The sequence below is a fragment of the Autumnicola edwardsiae genome, assembly GCF_031846505.1.
GTDB classification, from domain to species: Bacteria; Bacteroidota; Bacteroidia; order Flavobacteriales; family Flavobacteriaceae; genus Autumnicola; species Autumnicola edwardsiae.
Genome location: NZ_JAVRHP010000065.1, coordinates 1 through 18,389 on the forward strand (window position 1 = coordinate 1; position 18,389 = coordinate 18,389).

Below are 18,389 nucleotides of genomic sequence, written 5' to 3' on the forward strand. Positions count from 1 at the left end.
TTGAGAACTGAAGAAGTTTCTTCACCGGTATTTTCCACATAAACTGAAAGATCTATTTTCCCGCGTACAAGCGATTTTGAAATAATCTTGCGCAATTCCAGTTCCTTTTCGCGGTACTGAGAGGAAATCCGCGCATTCAGATCAAAATTTTTGCTGTTAAGGGATTTAATCTCTACGGTAATCTTTTTTGATGGGAGTTCGGAAATGCTTTTCCCAAAGCCGGTCATGGATTGAATCATGCTTGATTTTTAAAAGGTTGCGCAAAGATAATCAATTCTGAAGCAGTTCAAAGACGACGGAAGCTTAATTTGGAGGAGGAGTTAAATGAAGAGTGAAAGAGGCAAACAGGAAAAAGAGTTAAAAATAGGGCAATACCCCATTCAGAATCTAAGCTGTTAAGAAGCTAAAAGGCTAATCTCATGCAAGGTTTTTAAAGCCTTGTAGATATTGAAGAGAAAAATTGAACGCAGACTCTCCACTTTACACTTTCCACTGGAACAAATTTACTTGCAGTTAGAACCATTTTATTGATATTGTAATCACTTAAAAAGTGAATTCCGGAAAAATAAACTGCGATCATCTGGAAAAGCCAAAGGGTGAAGAGAGAAATGAATTTTTTGGTCTACGGAAAGCCTGATTTATCAAACGGAGTGAACTTTGAACCTGAAACTTTAAATCAAACTTGGAACTATAAACTAAGAAAAACTGAAAACTTGCTTTATTTCTGCGTAAATCTGCGCAATCAGCGGGAACTTTAAAAATAGAAAACTGACAATTCACAGCTTAAAACTCAGCGCAAAACTCCAATGCCCGATCTTCGTGATAATAAAATTTTCTTTTCTGAATAAAACCTACGTGGCCACCATGTTCAGGCATTTCCAGGTGAAGGAATTCAGAATTTTTTGCAATTTTCACGGGATAACAACTGCCAGGAAGAAAGGAATCGTTTTTAGCATTTATGAGTAAGGTCGGGATCCCGATATTGGGCAAAAATTGAAGGCTGCTGCATTTCTGGTAATAATCTGCCGCATTTTTATAACCGTGGGCTTTGCTCGTGTACAACTCGTCTATGGCCAAAAGGGAATTACAGGCGGCAATGTCTTTTTTGTCAATTTTCTTCGGAAAAAGTTCCTGCCGCTCATAAAGCTGGACTTTCAGCTTTTTCAGAAACCTTCTGGAATAAAGGTAATTCTGATGTTTGTCCAGTTCCTTTAACGACGCACCTAAATCTGAAGGGACAGAGACGGCAACTGCAGCTCTTATCTCCTTCGGAAGAAATTGAGTTTCACCAAGATACTTCAGGAGCAAATTACCACCCAGACTAAATCCTGAAAGCACTATTTTATCGTATTTTTTCTTCTGAAGGCAAAACTGGATCACTTCCTCAAGATCTTCAGTCGCACCGGCATTGTAGCTGCGAAAGAGTCGGTTCACTTCGCCGCTGCAGCTTCTAAAATTCATAAGCACAACATCAAATCCTTTTTTAGAGAAAGCTTTGGCCATTCCCAGCATATACGGCCGGTCGGCACTACCGGCCAGCCCATGCGTCACGATCATTAATTGCCGATAATTGCCATTTTGGGCATAGCACCAGTCAAGGTCCAGAAAATCACCATCACTAAGTTCTACCCGCTCCCTTTCAGATACCTCCATCTTTACCTTCCGAAGTAAAGATGCATAAATGGTAGAGAAATGGGCGTTTTTAAAAGGAAACGGAGCTTTATAAGTACTTTTTAGGATTGGCATAGGCCTAAAATAGTAGAAATTTGCAGATTTTCACCGCTGTGGGATTTCTTAAAGTGGTGAATTTTCGGCCAGATGTTAAGGTTTAGCAAAATTGGGTAAAGTATGGCTTTCTGTCAGTACGATAATTATGCGTGCATAATAAAGTTTCTTAGTTTTATAAAAAATTGAAGCATGTACACGAAAGAATTTGAAATTCGTTGGAGCGATATAGACGCGAACCGACATTTGGCAAATACCGCCTATGTTAATTTTATGAGCCACACCCGAATGGGGTTTTTAATAGAAAACGGTTTTGGCCAGAAGGAAATGGCCAAGCACAATATTGGTCCGGTGGTGTTTTATGAGCATATTTATTATTTTAAAGAGGTTTTTGCGGGAATGCCGGTAAAAGTGAGCCTGCAGCTTAAAGGCTTGTCTGAAGACGGAATGTACTTTGAATTTATCCATCAATTTTATGACCATAAAGGCCGCAACTTCGCCAGCTGTGAAATGATGGGTGCGTGGATTGACCTTAAGGAGCGTAAGCTCACTAAACTTCCTGAAGCCTTATTCGAAAATTTAAACGGACTCGAACATACTGAAGATTTTAAAGTCCTCACCAAAGAAGATACCCGTAAATTCGGAAAAAAACCGCAGGACATAGATCCTTCAGAACTTTAGAATTTGCTAGGTATGGAGTATGAAATTGATAAAGTCTGGTATGCCTGCTACGGTTCCAATATTCAGGAAAAGCGGTTTTTATGTTACATCCAGGGCGGTACGCCGGCCGGAGCGTTGACCAACTATAAAGGTTGTACCGACACGGCGGCGCCTAAAGAAAATCATCCCATCACCATAAACCGGGATTTATATTTTGCCAAGGAATCTCCGGCTTGGAGTGGCGGCGGAATTGGATTTTTAAAGCCTGGCCACAATGAAGAAGCGGTCACTCTTGGTCGGCAGTATTTAATTGGCAGCGACCAGTTTACAGATCTTGTAAAACAGGAATTGAAGATGGAAGGCGAGCTGGCTATAGAATTTGGGGAGCTGATTGAGAAGGGATCTGTTATTTGTTCTCCCGGCGGCAGGTACGGGAAATTGATTTGTCTTGGTCACCGGGATGAAAAACCAATTTTCAGCTTTACCAGTGAACATTATCTTGAGGATGAAATTAATCCGCCAGATAAGGCCTATCTTTCTACTATTATTTCGGGATTAAAAGAAATTTACGATCTGGATAATCAGGAACTGGTGGAATATTTCCGTAGTAAAACCGGAATAAAGAACACGCCGATGGAAAGCAGTTTAGCTGAAATTGTTGAAAATGTGTCAAGCAAAAGGCTTTGAAGAGCTTTTTCTAATGTCCATAATTGCCATTTTTTTTAGGCATGATCATAATGGCAACTTAAATATAGACGATGAATCGCTTCTGCGTGAATCTGCGCTATCAGCGGGAGATTATTTATTTTATTTGAGAATTAGTGGTTGCAATTAACAGAGGGATAATAAAGACGACGAAGAAAATTTCTGAGGCTTTTTATTCAAAATACAACTTTCAAAATTTAAAATAATTGACTTCCACGATCACTTTTTAACCAAAAGCTAAATTATGCCATTTAAAACTTCAGAAATCAGGTGGTTTTCCCTTGAGAAGCAGGTCCTTTGGGGTATCTTCGAAAGCCTTCAAAAACTCGGGCCGGGAAATCCTGAAGAAGAAAGAACCGACTTTTATTTAAATTCAAACACACCAAATTCCGGGATAAAAATCAGGGAAGGAAAACACGAACTAAAAGTAAAAGTTTCCGGTGACGAAAAGCTTGAGTATGGGATCATCCAGCACTGGAGCAAATGGAGCTATGCTGAAGAAGAAAATATCCTGAATTCCGTAAGTTCAGATTTACTTGGTGATTGGCTGAAAATGACCAAAAACCGCCACAGGAAATCCTATAAAATTACTGCGAACAAGGAGGTGACATTTACTTCAGAAGAAAATATAGAAGAAGGTGTTGACGCCGAATTTACACGTTTAGAAATTCCGTCGCTGGAAATTACCGGTTTTACGCTTGGCCTGGAGGCCTTCAGCAGTAAAAATAATTCCGCAGAAAATTTACAGCTTGCCCTCGATGAACTTCAGCTAAAAACTTCACACCTAAAAAACCTGAAATCCTGCAGTTATCCGGAATTTTTGGCCGATCATTTTTCAGAAAGATGATAATTGCCAATTTAGAGCCGTCATCATAAACACAATCTTTTCCGAAGAAATTCAGGTTAGAAACTAAGGTCGGACTTTCGTCTTTTTAATGGTTACCATATATACGCCAATAAAAACCAGGGCTGCAGCAATGCCTTTTGTCCAATTCATCGTATCGGCTCCCGTTGCTATGGCATAAACTATGGCAATTAGCGGTTGCAGATAGATAAAAGCACTTATGGTAGAGGCAGAGAGCTGTTTTAGGGCATAAATATTCAGTAAATAAGTGGCAAAGGTTGTTCCCAGCACGACAAAAGCCATTTTCCAGACCGCTTCAAAAGGGAGGCCTGTCCAGTTCACATGCGCAAATTCACCAATGGTAATAGGAAAATTGATAATAACACCTATTAAAAAAAGCCATTTCATAAGCGTGATCGCACCGTATTTTGCGGTTAATGGTCTTACGATGATGAGGTACAATCCATAGGAAAGGGCGTTAATGATAAACAGGATATTTCCCAATGGAATATTTGGTGCATTTTCTTTGCTGGTGGTGCTAAAAAGAATGAGTACAAGTGCACCTGCAAGGCCAACAATAATGCCCAAAGCCTTTAATAATGTGATCCTTTCCCGTATTAAAACTGAAGCTAGAATAAGTACCATTACAGGTGAAAGGGTGACAATTACCGAGCTGTTTATGGGCGTGGAGAGGCTTAGGCCTTTAAAGAAAAACAGCATGTTTACCACCATTCCAAAAATGGCGCAGGCGAAAATACGCGGCCAGTCAGAAATGGCAATTTTCTCGCGTGGCACAAAAAAACTGATGGTCCAGAAAAGGATTGCAGCACCAAAAACCCTTAGAAAAATAAACCCAAAGGGCTCGATATAAAGCGGCATAGCGCCTTTGGCAACAGTGTGATTAATGCCGTAGATCGTGCTGGCAAGAATGGCGGCAATAACGGCCAGTGCCCTGCTACTCATGGATAGAAGCTTTAGCGGCTTCTACAGTTTTTTTTGAATTTCCTATAAAAATTTCATCGTTATAAATAACCACGGGACGTTTTAGGAAGGTATAATGCTCCAGGATAAGGTTTTTAAACTGATTCTCGTCCAGGTCTTTATTTTTAAGATCCTTTTCCTTGTACAATTTCGCCCTTTTACTAAATAAAGCTTCATAACTTCCCGAAAGTTCCTGCATTTCTTCCAGTTGCTCTTCCGTAATTTTTTCGGTTTTAATATCCTGAAGGATAAAGGACGTGGGCGGGTCCAGTTCTTTCAATATCCGTTTGCAGGTATCACAGGCCGAGAGGTGGTAAATCTTCTTCATTTTAATTGTATTGAATTTTAACTGAAGCTTTCTTGCAAATTAAGAACATTTAAGCGGCAGAAGAAAGTTTTCCGGGTGGAGAATCCTACTCAACAGGAATTTCTTGCAAGCCAACTTTTAAAAATTCTTCTACTTCAGCATAAGGAAATCTGTAAATAATATTACCATCGGCATAAGACGATATTTCATAGGCATTATAATGCAAAACCAGCTCGTCCTGGGTAAATCCTATGTTTTGAGGAAGCACAAATTGGTCATCTTCAAAAAATAATCCGTTGCTGTTAATAGGTTCGTCCTGCGGAATGTTTTGATCTTCGCGGAATTTCTCTTCAAAAAAATCTTTAAATGCTGAAGTGAACAGTTCTTCATGGGAATAAAGCGCTCCGGTTTCGGAATTAAAATTTAAAAAGGAAACGCTGCTGTAGCCATGTGCGCCCCCGGTAAATATTTCAGAATTAAACCTGAAGGAAATTAATTCTTCTGTACGTAACGAAATTTCTCCCAAAACGGAAGCTTCCCAGGGGATGTTCTGTTCCGGAAAATCGTTTGCCGTATCTTCAAAATTTTTGATAAACCTATCGGCAAGGCTTTCAACAGATTCTATTTTCTTTTCATCCCGGTAATCCACAACCTCAATTATATGGTTGGTGATTTCTTGATTTATGCGCTTTGCTGCCTCAGTTTTCCCTTCGGCAACAGGATAATTTACGCTAATAAAGGTGCAATTCCCTTCTTCAGGATTACATGCTTCATACGATTTTTCTACGGCGTAATTTGAAAATTTAAGAGCTTCTTCTTCCTCTTCACAACCCGTGAAAAGTACTGCAAAAACAAGGACTAAAAAGATTTTTCTCACGGCTTAAAGGAGGGTGTTAAAGTTAATGATAAAGATACATGCAATTTTGTGATTGCCCAACATCTGTAGTACATTTGGAGGGAAACAACTAAATCCTTAACGGATTTTTAATAATTGCCGGCTTGTTTAGAGCTGAACAATTAGCCGGAAAAAAATTTAAGACAGATGAAATTTAATACAAAGACAATACACGGGGGGCAGGAAAATACAGATCCTGCTTACGGTTCTGTAATGCCTCCAATTTACCAAACGAGTACGTATTCACAAAGCACGCCGGGCGGCCATAAAGGTTTTGAATATAGCCGTAGCGGGAATCCCACAAGAGCAGCTTTAGAAAATTCCCTTGCGAGTATAGAAAATGGTAAATACGGCCTTGCCTTTGCATCTGGCCTTGCTGCGATAGATGCGGTTATAAAACTTTTTAAGCCCGGGGACGAAATTATTTCTACCAACGATCTTTACGGTGGTTCTTACCGTTTATTTACTTCTATTTTTGAAAATTTCGGGATTAAATTCCGTTTTATTTCAATGCATAATTCTGAAGATATAGAGCAGTATATCAATGAAAATACAAAACTCATCTGGGTGGAAACGCCAACCAATCCCATGATGAATATTATAGATATCCAGGCTGTGTCTAAAATTGCTAAAAAGCATAAACTTCTTTTGGGCGTAGATAATACTTTTGCTACACCTTACCTGCAACAACCACTGGATTTGGGAGCAGATCTTGTAATGCACAGTGCTACCAAATACCTGGGAGGCCATAGCGATGTGGTGATGGGGAGCCTTGTGGTTAAGGACGAGGAACTGGCAGAAAAGCTTTATTTTATTCAGAATGCCAGCGGCGGTGTGGCAGGTCCGCAGGATAGTTTTCTTGTTCTCCGCGGAATAAAAACCTTACATCTTAGAATGCAGCGGCATTGCGAAAATGGAGAAGCCGTGGCAAAATTTCTGAAGTCACATCCCAAGGTAGCTCAAGTCTACTGGCCAGGTTTTGAAGATCATCCAAACCACGATATTGCCAGGAAACAAATGAGCGGTTTTGGCGGGATGATTTCTTTTACCACTTCTGAAAACACTTTAAAAAGTGCTGTAAAAGTCGTTGAAAACCTGAAAGTATTCACCCTTGCAGAATCACTTGGCGGTGTGGAATCCCTTGCGGGTCATCCTGCAAGTATGACGCATGCTTCCATCCCAATGGAAGAACGTGCAAAAACCGGCGTGGTAGATTCTCTTATACGTTTAAGCGTTGGTGTGGAAGATGAAGGCGATCTTGTTGAAGATTTAAAACAGGCTTTGGAAAAGTAAGCTGATAAAATAATTAAATGTAACATTGAGCGGAGTCGGGAATTATTTCTACTTCGCTCATTTTTTTTGATTTATAGTTTTTTCCAGGAAATGGAATACTGTAGGTCGAAAACTGCCATTCTAAGGCACCGGTCTTTTTACGTTTTCAGCGGCTTTTTTTCTTCTGAAGCTATTCCGTTTTCAGATTGATGTAAATTTTAGTAAAGGCCAAAAACCTGTATTTACTCTAGATTTCCGGAATCAGTTTTTCTGGGGCGCCGTTTTTCTCAATTTCCTGTTTGATCATTTCTTCCCATCCTTCCCGCACTTTCTTTTCAGTGGGAGAAATAACAATTTTGTTTTCCTCTATAGCGATTTTCACCTTTTCTTTAAGGCCAATTAGCTTTAAAAGCTTAGAAGGAATAATGACTCCTTTTGAATTTCCGATTTGAACCAGCTTTGCTTCCATAGTTGTTGAAAAATATAGAATTAGCCTTAAAGTTACAACAGTGTTCTAACAAATTTGTGCGATTTGAGTATTTTATTGTGAACTACTCAATGCATGAGGTGCCTTCGGAAAAAGCTATGGGCCGAAAATTGCCATTTTTGAGCTGTCTCCTTTTCTGAATTAAAAGAATTTCTTCTGCGTAAATCACCGTGATCTGCGGGAAAAATTAAAGATCATTGGTGTATCCGTGGCTAAACCGAAGGCCGAAAATTGCCATTTTTGGATGCTCTCAAGATTGGAAAGTAAGAAATGCTAGCCGGCAAATCAACTCTTCACTCTTTCACTCCTTCACTTTTTAACTCTTTTTCTTCTCTACAGTCCGAAAATTGCCATTTCCAGGTACTGACCTTTTACAGAATCTTTTTAAATACTTCCACAAGCCGTTTCACTTCTTCCTGCGTGTTATAATGCACCAGGCTTACCCTTACCACACCATTTTTCGCTTTGAGACCAAGATCTTCAATGAGCTTTTTGGCGTAGAAATCTCCAAAACGAATTCCGATCCTGAAATCATCCACTTTTTCTACAATGGCATCACTTTTTAATTCAGCATGTACAAAAGAAATGGTGGGAACGCGTGTTTCTTTCCGAAAACCGGTAGTACCAATAACACGCACTTTTGGGTTTGTATTTAAATACTGAAGCAAAATTTCACTCAGCTTCTCTTCATGGCCGGCAATTAAATCATAGCCTGTTTCAACCTTTTTCTGAAAAGGAACAGCGGCAGATTTTGGCGTGTGCTGCCTGTACATTTCTTCAAAATATTCGGTTAAACCAAGAAGGCTATAGGTGAGTTCAAAATTAAAGTTTCCAGGCTGAAATTTATAAGGAACATCTTTCTTTTTAAAAAAATAGTGGTTAATTCCGTCCATTTTAAAAAGCTGATTGTATTTTCCGTACATCATAGCGAGATGAGGGCCATAGGCTTTATACCAGCTAAAAACGTAAAAATCAACATCCAGCTCCCGGACATCAATTTTACGGTGCGGGGCATAAGCCACCCCGTCTACACATACCAGAGCTCCCGCTTTATGAACAAGGCTGGTAATCTCCTTTACCGGGTTAATAGTCCCCAAAATATTGGAGCAGTGAGTAAAAGCTACGAGTTTTGTATTCCTGCTCAGCAGTGCTTTTAGATCCTTGATATCCAGCTGAAGGGTATCAGGATTTACTTTCCAGATTTTAACGGTGATGCCTTTTTCTTTAAGATCTGTCCAGCAGGAAACATTGGCCTCATGATCTGTATTTGTTACAATTACTTCATCTCCTTTTCTCCATTGTTTACTAATGCATAAACTTAAAATTCTCAACAACATAGAAGCCGAAGGGCCCATAACCACTTCTTCGGGCCGGGAGGCATTTACAAATTTTGAAATTTGCTTTGTAGCATAAGCAAGCTTTTCTCCGGCTTCCCGGGAAACCTTATAAGATGCACCCAATTGCACATTATGATGGGTAAGATAACCGGAAATACGCTCTATCACTTTTCCCAGCACCTGCGATCCTCCGGCATTATCCATAAACACAAAATCACGCTGCAGGGCAGGAAATTGCCTGCGTACAAATTCAATATCCATTACTTAAGTAGGCTTTTATTACACAATTCTGGGATCCTTCTGCATTCATACGTCCAACTGCTGTATTTCCTGAATTTCTCCTCCATTCTTCAGTACTATAATTAAAGTAAATATCTTGGCCAAAACCTGAAAAACCAGGGCCGATAATGGGCAAAAAATGAAGCAGACTTTTTTGGAGGTTTACAGAAAATTTTTGGTGGACCATCTTCTTGTATAAAATTGAAAATTTCGGGAGCAAGATACTTAAAATGCCGCTATTTTTAAGCTGAAAGCACTATGGCAAGTCAATCTGAAAAGAAAATAAAAAGCAGTTCATAACCTCCTTATTTGGAGTATTATGAGCTGCTTTTCAGAATGTTTTTACTTAATTTAATTCTGCACCAACGGCTACAGAACAGTCGTGGCCCGGTTGCCCGTGCGGCGGATTTATTCTTGGAGTTGCAGATTTAAGCCTTACCGGAGAGGTGTTGCCGGAAGTATTTGTTGCGGTATTTTGCTGTCTTGCCTGGTCAAGTGGCGCTCCCACCGGCAAATCGCACCTGTGATTTGGTTGCCGGTGAGCCGGATTATAAGCTACTTCAGCATCATTGGATTCTGATTGTTCCTTGTTCAAATAGCTGGACTCCACAGCATTTTCCTGCTGCGCTTCCTGGGGCTGCTGCTCTTCTTCAGCATCTTTACAGGAAACCATACTAAACAGGCTAATGCTTAGTATGCTAAAAATTGCATTTTTGAGTATATTCTTCATAATAACTTTTCTTTTTAAATTTTAATTTATAATCTCTTCTATTTCCTCTTCAGAAAGTTCCAATAAACCTGCTTTGGGAAGCCTGGTAATCATTGTGCGCCAGTTTTCATCTTCGGCAAAGATCGTATCAAAAACAGGTTTTGCTTCCTCTAAGCGCCCGCTGTTGGCAAGGGCAACCGCTTTCCAGAATTTCATTTCCAGGTTCCCGGGAAACATTTTTTCTGCAGTTCCATATGCTTTAAGTGCTTTATCAATATTTCCTTCTTCCACGGCAAGATCTCCGCGGTTCATATATTCATAGGCACGGGCAGTTTTTAATAATCTCGCCAGTTCCTCCACGGGATTCTGATGATCATCAACTCTTAAATCAACTTTCTTATCTTCCCAGGAATTTTCTGCTTTTTCGGGGCCTACAACAATAAGTGCGGCAGACTGTTTTCCGCGGATATCGCCTCCTGCATTTTGAGCTGCTTTAAGTACTTCCACAACCCTTTCAGCTAAAGGAAGGTTTCCGTTAAGATGAAAAGCTTCGGCCATTGCGGGAACAACTTTGTCGTTCAGCATCATATTGGCCTGTACAGAAAAGTTTTTTCTGGTAATATGGCTGGCAGCTTCCACGCAATTTTCTCCGGTAAAGGCGGCTGTATTTCCTTCCATATCCAGAAAAGCAACCTGGCGAAAAGCCCTTCCTTCATCATTATTTACAAGTAATTCCAATGCTTCATCTGCCGTTATTCCCTGTTCCATTAAATCCAGGCCTTTTGGACCATAAGCAGGATTAACGAAAGATTGGGTGGCGACCACACCAACACCAGATTTTCCCCAGGAAACAAGAGGGCCCACAGAGAACCAGTGGCTTTGCACCCCAACAGCCATCTCACCGGTAACGGTGTCCCGGGCAACGATGGAATAGGTATGCGCAAAGGCATCTCCGCTAATTTCCGGATTTTGCGCAAAAGCGGAATTAAAATTCATGCCTGTGTAAAGTAATAAAAGTAAAATTTTTCTCATGATAATGAACGTGAGCTTAAAGATATAGAATCCTTGTAATAAGTTTAGAAAGAATGGAATAAACTTAATTGAAGCTGACCTTTGTTAAATGCGTTGCTGGACTCGTGCATATATCCCAGTTGTACTCTCAGGTTATCAAGAACAGAATAGCCCAACCCCGAGTAAAACCAGTTCCTGTCGAAAGTTTCCACAGTTTGGCCGTTGCCAATATGTTGTTGTCCGTTGAGAAAAACCTCGTCGTTAAGCGCGAGATAGATTGCATTTTTTCCGAGATTCTGCTGGTTTAGCGGAATATTTAGAAAGAGGCTGTAACGATATCTTGTCCTGAAATCCTGATTTTCCACCCAGCGCTGTTCGTATCTTAAACGATGGGTAAAGAAAAATCTGCTGTTAAAATCGTGAGAAAAAAGGGCATCCTGGTGAATTCGGTTTTCAATAAATGTAGCATCGCTTTCCCCATAGGCACCAGAAATAAAATGGCCATACGCCAGTGCAAACCGAAAATTAGATTTGGGTATGGAATAAGAAAGTCCGCCACGAAGAATCAATTGCTGCAGGTCGCCGCCCAGATTCCAGTTACGATATTGTACATCTCCCAGTATTCCCCAGTTAGTCCCTTCAAATTGAGTATTCCAAAAGTACATATACCATGCACCGGTTTTATCTTCATTGACCTGTGCAGAAGCATGAAAATTTAGTAGTAAGAAAAGAGGGATTAGAAGTAGTTTAAGCTTTTTGAACATTTTTTACTTTTTCTGCAAATATAACCGGATTAACCAGATAAAGAAGTCAGCGCTCCTTTGCAATCTTTTGAACATCGAGGTATTCGGGCCCATTTTCTACAGGATAACCCTCTATTTTTTCTGCGGAAAGGGTTACAATCTCACCTTCGTAGTCTGAAAGATCGATATTGTTGCTTTTTAGAGCATAGGTTTTTTCTGCAGAAGTTAACGTATGGGTACCGTACTGGTAAGAAGTTATTCCGGTAGCTTCAAGTGTACCCGTAACCTCCAGAAGTGCGGAATTATCCCCGCCCGTATTGCTGCATGTGGCTGCAAGAAAAAATAAAATACCCGCCGTGATTGTGGTCAAAACTTTCATTGCTCAAAATCTTTCGTCTAATTTAGGTTGAAAAAGGGCTAAGTTTTCTAAAATTGTGCAAGATTTAAGTCCTGAATTGATGTATTTCTGAAAACATTATTATTTTTGTGCTCCGTTTTGGCCTCATAGTTCAATGGATAGAATAGAAGTTTCCTAAACTTTAGATCCAGGTTCGATTCCTGGTGAGGCTACAATTTAATTATTTATAAAAGCAAAACCTTGTTGATCTTTGGATTAATGAGGTTTTTTGCTGAATAATCGCTGGTCTAGGCTTTTAGTACAGGCGCTTAGCAGGATTACCTGACTTTTAGCCGATGATAAAAAATGGCAATTTTCGGTATAAGGTAGCCGCTTGTTCTGATAGTCAGTCCTGACTATCTTATGGCAACTACATTTCTTTTTTCAAAGCCCGTTGGTCATTTCCTGTTGGGTAGTTCTTTCGATTTTTCCAGGTCTTTAATTTCAATTGTAATCAATCCTCAAAATTGGCAATTATCGCCCTCTAGTCTTCAATTGATCCAAAATTCTTTTAGAGAAGATTACTGTTAGTTACTTCCATTAACCGTTGCATTTTTTGCAATTTCAATATCCTGTGCAACTTCAGGCCGTATAAGCGCCCAGTGGAAAAGATTATCTTTATTCCTGTCGTGGCTGCTTCCGTTATAGTGGGTTAATGGCATGTCCTTGTAAATCGGGCGGGTGATTTTAATTACCTTATCCCAGTAATCCAATGCTTTTTCCAGATGGTTTACGGCATTTTGCTTGTTTTCTGCTCCGCCTTTAATCCTATAGGTTTGTAGCGCTACAGCTCCTTTCAGTTTTTCAGCAAGATGCAGTCCTAAATATGACCAGGTTTTAACATCTGCAACTTCATACATTAACGAGGCATTAGTTTCGGTATTAATATCTTCAACTAAACTTAAAGCTTTCTGGGTGTCTGCCTCCAGCATATCGATCAGAACAGGCGGAGTAACTGCATCTTTTTCAAAAGATCCTCTGGAAGCACGTTTTTCAACAAAATCTTTGACAGACACGTAGTCTGGATCTAAAGTAGGGTGGCTTATCAATTGATCTACGGAAATGTACTGCGTGTTATCACCAATAAGAGCCATAAAACCTTCGCCGTAAAGCGTAAAATCCCATCTCGAATCGTAGAGGGAGGCGAGGCGCAGTTGTGTAGCGGAAGCAAGGGAGTAAGCCTGAAGCAGGTTGTCTCCCTGGCTGCCATAACGCTCATTAAATTCGGCCTGGAAAATATCATCGGGAGTTTTAGGATTATACAGCAGCCTTCCCCAAAGCTTGTAAAACAGCCATTGCCGTTCAAAAGCATAATTCCAGTCTACCGGCGCATCTATGGCTGTAAAATAATCTTTCGCAGGAATATAGGTTTCAGAGCCTATAAAATATCCGCCGATATAGCTTTGACTATTTAGGGCGATATGCTCCCGAATAAAACCTGGAACTCCCCAGCGTAAGGCAAAAAAATCTTCATTCCGGGCCGTGTAGGTGACCTTGTACCCTTCGGGTTCGGGATTATAAAAAGTGTCAAACATCTCGCCCCCGTGTACTTTTACCAACTGCGGAGTGGAATGTGCATGGGACCAGTTGTACTTTAAATCTGCCCAGATGGGTCCTTCTATAAAATCCAGGCCTGCCTCTCTTTCTATAGCATTCCTCGTCAATTGTTCCAGCTCTACACTTGTTTTTCCTAAAGATTCTGAAGTACTTGAAAAAGGAATGCGGTGTACAAGTTTTAAATCCCGGCCCACCTGGCGCATCCCTTCAATATAAGTTTCATAGATCCAGTCTTCGCGTTGCTGTGGCGTCATTCCTGCCATTCCCTCGCCAAGTGTAAGGCCAATTCCCGTAAGCGTGGGATACTCCTGGAATACCTGGGTTATACTTTCCCGTGTGTAGCGCTTCACAATTTCTGAAGTGTCGCCCGGAACGTAATAATTTGGGTAAACGTTTTCTTGGGCCACATTATAAGCTTCGGAAAATTCCGGACTTACAAAGATGTTAAACGGAATAATATAGGTATCGATCGCACGTTCATCTGCCATTCGGAAAATTTCGCTGTGTAAATGTTTCCATTCTTCCATTTCTTTATCACTAAACGGACTCGCTTCCGGAAAGTTCTTCGGTTTGATCATATATACAAACGGATGAAGGTTCCATAAGGAAAGTGAATTAAAGCGATTTTTAGCCATCATGTCCAGGAAAGCTTCCCAGTATTTCACATCGCGGACAGTCTCATAATGCAAATCCAGCGCAGAACTTGGCCGGTAGGTATACCACGGAGTGTTATGCTTTATTGCCCGAAGTGCATTGTGCGGGCTTTCGCTACTCTTTTTAATATTCTGAAGTGAAGTGCCGTTTCGTATACTTTCAGCAACCGAAAGGCTCCCGTAGATCATCCCTCTGTGGTCGCCTCCATAAATTGTGATGATTTTTCCTTCCGGAATAATAGAATATGCCTCACTGCCAAGATTAACAGTATTTACTGCTATGCTGATTAGATAATCATAACCCGTTTGTTCCTCCAAAACGGAATACTCCTGCTCTAAAAGGGCTTTTTCCAGCATTTTGGCGGCATATTCTGCCTTGGGAACAGCTTTATCGTATAACAAATAGACATTTTGAGAAGATGCGGAATAAATGCTTCCCAGGAAACATGTAAAAAGGCAGAGGAATAGTTTTTTCATAAGCTGTTATCTAGGGGAAAGTGTTTTAAAATGAGGTGCATCTTCAAAAATGGCAATTTTCGGTATATAAACTACAATATATATTTGTTCCTGAGAATTTTTACAATGCGGTTATACATAATTTCCGATAAGCCCCAGTTGTATCCTTCAAAATTAGTGGTGTTTGTGAATTGAATAACTACCGTATCGATATCTTTGTGATATTTAGCGATACTTTGATAACCGGGAATAAGCCCCGTATGATTATACTCGTAGATAGAAGAATAGATCTCCTGTTCCTCACCTTCAAAAAGAGAACCGTCATTTAATGCTCTCAAAAATATTCCTACATCTTCTGCCGTTGCCAACATAGATCCATAGTCCGTTGTTTTTATATCTTCTTCGACACCTACATAATACCCGCTCATTAGCCTTTTTAAATCGACATCATGAATGGAAGCAAAGGTGTTTTTCAGTCCAAGTGGATTCAGGATTTTGGCTTTGATGTACTCGAATTTTCTTGCGCCTGTTACCTTTTCTATAAGATTTGAGATTAACATATAGTTGGTGTTGGAATATTCATATTCTTCACCAGGCTCAAAATTGGCAGGTAAATTAAAGATCCTTTCAAGAGCTTCCTGATTATTTTCTGGCGGATTAGTCCAGAAATTTGGCGTGTCGGTAAAATTGGGAATACCGCTCCTATGCTTGATCAACATTCTTAAGGTTATCTTATCGGCATTTTCTATTTTTTCCGCCAGTTCAGGAAAATAAGTGGAAAGTGTTTTATCCAGAGATAACTTTCCGGAATCTACTAACTTAGCTGCTGCAACAGCAGTATAAAGTTTATCAATACTAGCAATTTTAAACAACAGATCAGGATCGGCGGGGCTTTTATTTTCTCTGTTGTTATACCCGGCAGTATAAAATGATGGTTTTGCACCTTTCTCATCTACATAAACGATAATTCCATCAAATCCATAGCCGGTCGCTTTGTTTACCTGTTCTTGAATTGTTTTAGGTAAGGGTGAAATCCAGGCACGAACCATAATCCAGGGAACAAAGTACAACGAGATTATTGTTCCAATAAACAAAACTGCTCTTAGTATCCAGATTCTTTGTTTTTTTCTCATAGGATCTGAGCACACGGCCGTGTTAATACAAGTTGCAGGGGTAGGGATGCGGACTTGTCGGATTAACCATTTTCTTTCCTGGTTTCTAAAATTACAAATTTTCTACTTTACCCATTATGTGCGACGAACCGATGCTGTCATTAGTTAATTTGTCCATTTTTTCACTGAATCTATAAATTCATCTTGGCGATCTATAAAAACGTTGTGAGAGCAATTTTCTAGATATTTTACTTTCTCATTACCTAAAATATGCTCTAAGGAAGCTATTTGTTCTTTTGAGTATAGTCCATCTTCTTTACCATATAATCCAAAAATAGAAACATTTTTATTTTGTAAACTTTCAAGATTCTTTTTTATTGAAATAGAAGTGTACTGCTCATTTTCCCAAAATTTTTGTGGTGCTAAGTATTCATTTTTTGAAGCATATTTCTTAAGTAAAGTATCTGTTTTAAACTTTTGATATAATTCAACAGCTTTTTGATTTGGATTTTTTGCGGAATAGAATCCGTTTGACATGGCGTGCATAAAACTATAGGTTGCATATTCTAAACTTGTACTATCCATATTTTCCAACATACTTATATAATTCAAATTTACTTTGTCATCTTTTTCGGTATATATCTCTTTTGATGATGCAATTATGTTTTTAAATGTTTCCTGCATTGAAATTGGAGTACTCACCAGAATCAAATTATTAATTTTATCTGAATATTTATCAGCATAGATAGTTGCAATTATACCTCCGAAACTGTGACCAACTAGTGTTGCTTTTTTCAGTTGGTATTTTTGATAGATTTTGTTCAAATCCTCTAATGTTTGTGTAAAAGTATATTCTGCTTTTAAATTTTCATTTCGACCTTCTCCACGTCTATCATATGAAATTACAAAGAATCCATTATTTGCAAGTTCGTTAGCAGTAACTTGTTCAAACGGCACACTATTGTATCCTGGACCACCGTGTAAAAATATTAATGCTTTATTATTTTGGTTTCCAAAAGTCTGTATTTCTAGTTCTTGTGCAAGTACTGTATTTCCAAAAAGTGTTAGAAATAATACTATAATAATTTTATTCATTTTTCACTTAGATTTTTTCTTATTAATTATCGCCAGTTGCGGAATGGAAAACTCGGTTTTGACGGCTTTAGTTGTATTCTTTCCTGGTTTCTAACATCACACTTTTTCGTTAATTCCCGTTATTTGTGAAGAATCGTTGTTCGCAACTGTTTTAATTGAGTTCAATTATCCATTTTGAAATAATATCCAAAACTTTGGGAGAAATAGTTTGTTCTATTTCGGAATATTCATTGGGCATTCCGGTTTTACTTTCTTGAAAAAGATGATTTAAATTGTCTAATTGGATTATTTCAATGTTCTTATTTCCAAAATCCTGGAATGCTTTAGAATTTTCAACAGCTGGAACTTGTAAATCGTTTTTTCCAAATAATGCCAATACAGGAATATCAATTTTCTTTAGAGCAGATGAAGGATCATACTTTATAAAGTATTTCATCCACGGCGAGGTTATGTTTTCAATTAAACTATTTATTTGACTATCCTCCATTGAATGATTTAATTTTTCATTGAAATATCCTTTAAGCTTATTTCTTAATTCTTCATCATTTCCTTTAAAAGTTGAGACGATTTCATAAGCACCTTTAAAAATTTCTTGACTTTTATTGACAGCAGTATCATTGATCCCACTCTTTTGTTCAATTAATTTTTTTTGTAACAACAAAAGTTGCCCCCCTTTCAGGCCCGGCCCAGCTAGAAGAACTATAAAACTAACATCATTAGTATTTGATGCTATCATTGGAGCAATTAAACCACCTTCACTATGTCCAACTAGTCCAATTTTATTTTTATTGATGTCTTTTCTTGATTTTAAATATTTAATTGCAGCTTCTGTATCTCTAGATAAGTCCTTAGAAGTTGCTTTTGAATATTCTCCTTGTGATTCTCCAATTCCTCTATCATCGTATCTTAAAACTGCAATTCCATTTCTTGTTAAATAATCTGAAATTATTAGAAATGGCTTGTGATTCATTATTTCCTCGTTCCTGTTTTGAGGTCCACTACCGCTTATCAAAATGGCGGTTGTAAAATCCTTTTTATTTTTTGGTGTAGTAAGAGTTCCTGCTAAAGTTATTTTGTCTATATCGTTGTAAAAGGAAATTTCTTCGGAATTATAGGGAAATGGTTTTGTAGGTTCTTGAGGTCTATTGATTTTTTCGATTATTT

Annotated in this window: 19 protein-coding genes and 1 tRNA gene; 5 read left to right on the top strand and 15 right to left on the bottom strand. The window is 38.9% G+C overall.

The window, feature by feature from the left end:
• Together RM529_RS11950 and RM529_RS11955 are read right to left on the bottom strand one after the other, a co-directional pair.
• A partial coding sequence (locus RM529_RS11950) for a YicC/YloC family endoribonuclease (RefSeq protein ID WP_311485023.1) occupies positions 1-239 on the bottom strand: 239 nt, incomplete at its 3' end.
• 544 nt (positions 240-783) lie between these two features.
• A complete protein-coding gene (locus RM529_RS11955; RefSeq protein ID WP_311485024.1) occupies positions 784-1,746 on the bottom strand; it encodes a YheT family hydrolase in 963 nt (320 codons plus the stop codon).
• Between the two features lie 171 nt (positions 1,747-1,917).
• On the opposite strand from RM529_RS11955, the gene RM529_RS11960 reads away from it, so the two are divergent.
• The 3 genes from RM529_RS11960 (at position 1,918) to RM529_RS11970 (ending at position 3,937) form a co-directional block, all read left to right on the top strand.
• Positions 1,918-2,406, top strand: coding sequence for an acyl-CoA thioesterase (locus RM529_RS11960; RefSeq protein WP_311485025.1), 489 nt, complete (start codon positions 1,918-1,920; stop codon positions 2,404-2,406).
• A gap of 12 nt (positions 2,407-2,418) precedes the next feature.
• Positions 2,419-3,072 (top strand): hypothetical protein, encoded by a 654-nt coding sequence (locus RM529_RS11965; protein ID WP_311485026.1) that lies wholly within the window; start codon positions 2,419-2,421, stop codon positions 3,070-3,072.
• A 262-nt stretch (positions 3,073-3,334) separates the two neighbouring features.
• Positions 3,335-3,937, top strand: coding sequence for a hypothetical protein (locus tag RM529_RS11970; protein WP_311485027.1), 603 nt, complete (start codon positions 3,335-3,337; stop codon positions 3,935-3,937).
• 63 nt (positions 3,938-4,000) lie between these two features.
• Here RM529_RS11970 and RM529_RS11975 read toward each other — a convergent pair whose 3' ends face one another.
• The 3 genes from RM529_RS11975 to RM529_RS11985 all read right to left on the bottom strand — a co-directional run bounded on the left by RM529_RS11975 (position 4,001) and on the right by RM529_RS11985 (position 6,099).
• Positions 4,001-4,897, bottom strand: coding sequence for a DMT family transporter (locus tag RM529_RS11975; RefSeq protein WP_311485028.1), 897 nt, complete (start codon positions 4,895-4,897; stop codon positions 4,001-4,003).
• The gene (locus RM529_RS11980) at positions 4,890-5,243 is read right to left on the bottom strand and encodes an arsenate reductase family protein (protein ID WP_311485029.1); all 354 of its coding nucleotides are present in this window, start codon (positions 5,241-5,243) and stop codon (positions 4,890-4,892) included. The genes RM529_RS11975 and RM529_RS11980 overlap by 8 nt, the downstream gene beginning before the upstream one ends.
• Before the next feature lie 85 nt (positions 5,244-5,328).
• Positions 5,329-6,099, bottom strand: coding sequence for a DUF3298 and DUF4163 domain-containing protein (locus RM529_RS11985; protein WP_311485030.1), 771 nt, complete (start codon positions 6,097-6,099; stop codon positions 5,329-5,331).
• A 165-nt stretch (positions 6,100-6,264) separates the two neighbouring features.
• Between RM529_RS11985 and RM529_RS11990 the strand changes: the two genes are divergently transcribed.
• Complete coding sequence (locus tag RM529_RS11990; RefSeq protein ID WP_311485031.1) at positions 6,265-7,410, top strand: cystathionine gamma-synthase; 1,146 nt, start codon at positions 6,265-6,267, stop codon at positions 7,408-7,410.
• A 226-nt stretch (positions 7,411-7,636) separates the two neighbouring features.
• Here the strand turns inward: RM529_RS11990 and RM529_RS11995 are convergent, their stop codons facing one another.
• From RM529_RS11995 to RM529_RS12020, 6 genes are all read right to left on the bottom strand, one after another.
• A complete protein-coding gene (locus tag RM529_RS11995; protein ID WP_311485032.1) occupies positions 7,637-7,858 on the bottom strand; it encodes an AbrB/MazE/SpoVT family DNA-binding domain-containing protein in 222 nt (73 codons plus the stop codon).
• A gap of 389 nt (positions 7,859-8,247) precedes the next feature.
• Positions 8,248-9,474: a cysteine desulfurase-like protein gene (locus tag RM529_RS12000; protein ID WP_311485033.1), complete on the bottom strand. Its 1,227-nt coding sequence runs from the start codon at positions 9,472-9,474 to the stop codon at positions 8,248-8,250.
• A gap of 364 nt (positions 9,475-9,838) precedes the next feature.
• A complete protein-coding gene (locus tag RM529_RS12005; protein WP_311485034.1) occupies positions 9,839-10,222 on the bottom strand; it encodes a hypothetical protein in 384 nt (127 codons plus the stop codon).
• Positions 10,223-10,243: 21 nt separating this feature from the next.
• Positions 10,244-11,233, bottom strand: coding sequence for a DUF1028 domain-containing protein (locus RM529_RS12010; RefSeq protein ID WP_311485035.1), 990 nt, complete (start codon positions 11,231-11,233; stop codon positions 10,244-10,246).
• A 44-nt stretch (positions 11,234-11,277) separates the two neighbouring features.
• A complete protein-coding gene (locus RM529_RS12015; RefSeq protein WP_311485036.1) occupies positions 11,278-11,976 on the bottom strand; it encodes a DUF2490 domain-containing protein in 699 nt (232 codons plus the stop codon).
• A 46-nt stretch (positions 11,977-12,022) separates the two neighbouring features.
• On the bottom strand, positions 12,023-12,334 hold the full coding sequence (locus RM529_RS12020) for a hypothetical protein (RefSeq protein WP_311485037.1): 312 nt from the start codon (positions 12,332-12,334) through the stop codon (positions 12,023-12,025).
• Positions 12,335-12,453: 119 nt separating this feature from the next.
• Here RM529_RS12020 and RM529_RS12025 point away from each other — a divergent pair.
• Positions 12,454-12,525: transfer RNA gene (locus RM529_RS12025), tRNA-Arg, on the top strand.
• A 354-nt stretch (positions 12,526-12,879) separates the two neighbouring features.
• Here RM529_RS12025 and RM529_RS12030 read toward each other — a convergent pair.
• From RM529_RS12030 to RM529_RS12045, 4 genes are all read right to left on the bottom strand, one after another.
• Complete coding sequence (locus RM529_RS12030) at positions 12,880-15,039, bottom strand: hypothetical protein (RefSeq protein WP_311485038.1); 2,160 nt, start codon at positions 15,037-15,039, stop codon at positions 12,880-12,882.
• 71 nt (positions 15,040-15,110) lie between these two features.
• Positions 15,111-16,151 carry a serine hydrolase domain-containing protein gene (locus RM529_RS12035; RefSeq protein ID WP_311485039.1) on the bottom strand — a complete coding sequence of 347 codons (1,041 nt, stop codon included), beginning with the start codon at positions 16,149-16,151 and terminating at the stop codon, positions 15,111-15,113.
• Between the two features lie 144 nt (positions 16,152-16,295).
• The gene (locus tag RM529_RS12040) at positions 16,296-17,225 is read right to left on the bottom strand and encodes an alpha/beta hydrolase (RefSeq protein WP_311485040.1); all 930 of its coding nucleotides are present in this window, start codon (positions 17,223-17,225) and stop codon (positions 16,296-16,298) included.
• A 151-nt stretch (positions 17,226-17,376) separates the two neighbouring features.
• Positions 17,377-18,389, bottom strand: a 1,013-nt coding sequence (locus tag RM529_RS12045) for an alpha/beta hydrolase family protein (RefSeq protein WP_311485041.1), incomplete at its 5' end; no start/stop codon positions are given.

What these genes read in the sequence shown, in the direction of transcription:
- RM529_RS11955 (WP_311485024.1), bottom strand. Translation starts at nt 1,746, where the DNA reads ATGCCAATCCTAAAAAGTACTTATAAAGCTCCGTTTCCTTTTAAAAAC.
- RM529_RS12010 (WP_311485035.1), bottom strand. Translation starts at nt 11,233, where the DNA reads ATGAGAAAAATTTTACTTTTATTACTTTACACAGGCATGAATTTTAAT.
- RM529_RS12020 (WP_311485037.1), bottom strand. Translation starts at nt 12,334, where the DNA reads ATGAAAGTTTTGACCACAATCACGGCGGGTATTTTATTTTTTCTTGCA.
- RM529_RS11995 (WP_311485032.1), bottom strand. Translation starts at nt 7,858, where the DNA reads ATGGAAGCAAAGCTGGTTCAAATCGGAAATTCAAAAGGAGTCATTATT.
- RM529_RS12035 (WP_311485039.1), bottom strand. Translation starts at nt 16,151, where the DNA reads ATGAGAAAAAAACAAAGAATCTGGATACTAAGAGCAGTTTTGTTTATT.
- RM529_RS12005 (WP_311485034.1), bottom strand. Translation starts at nt 10,222, where the DNA reads ATGAAGAATATACTCAAAAATGCAATTTTTAGCATACTAAGCATTAGC.
- RM529_RS11990 (WP_311485031.1), top strand. Translation starts at nt 6,265, where the DNA reads ATGAAATTTAATACAAAGACAATACACGGGGGGCAGGAAAATACAGAT.
- RM529_RS12040 (WP_311485040.1), bottom strand. Translation starts at nt 17,225, where the DNA reads ATGAATAAAATTATTATAGTATTATTTCTAACACTTTTTGGAAATACA.
- RM529_RS11970 (WP_311485027.1), top strand. Translation starts at nt 3,335, where the DNA reads ATGCCATTTAAAACTTCAGAAATCAGGTGGTTTTCCCTTGAGAAGCAG.
- RM529_RS11965 (WP_311485026.1), top strand. Translation starts at nt 2,419, where the DNA reads ATGGAGTATGAAATTGATAAAGTCTGGTATGCCTGCTACGGTTCCAAT.
- RM529_RS12000 (WP_311485033.1), bottom strand. Translation starts at nt 9,474, where the DNA reads ATGGATATTGAATTTGTACGCAGGCAATTTCCTGCCCTGCAGCGTGAT.
- RM529_RS12030 (WP_311485038.1), bottom strand. Translation starts at nt 15,039, where the DNA reads ATGAAAAAACTATTCCTCTGCCTTTTTACATGTTTCCTGGGAAGCATT.
- RM529_RS11980 (WP_311485029.1), bottom strand. Translation starts at nt 5,243, where the DNA reads ATGAAGAAGATTTACCACCTCTCGGCCTGTGATACCTGCAAACGGATA.
- RM529_RS11960 (WP_311485025.1), top strand. Translation starts at nt 1,918, where the DNA reads ATGTACACGAAAGAATTTGAAATTCGTTGGAGCGATATAGACGCGAAC.
- RM529_RS11975 (WP_311485028.1), bottom strand. Translation starts at nt 4,897, where the DNA reads ATGAGTAGCAGGGCACTGGCCGTTATTGCCGCCATTCTTGCCAGCACG.
- RM529_RS12015 (WP_311485036.1), bottom strand. Translation starts at nt 11,976, where the DNA reads ATGTTCAAAAAGCTTAAACTACTTCTAATCCCTCTTTTCTTACTACTA.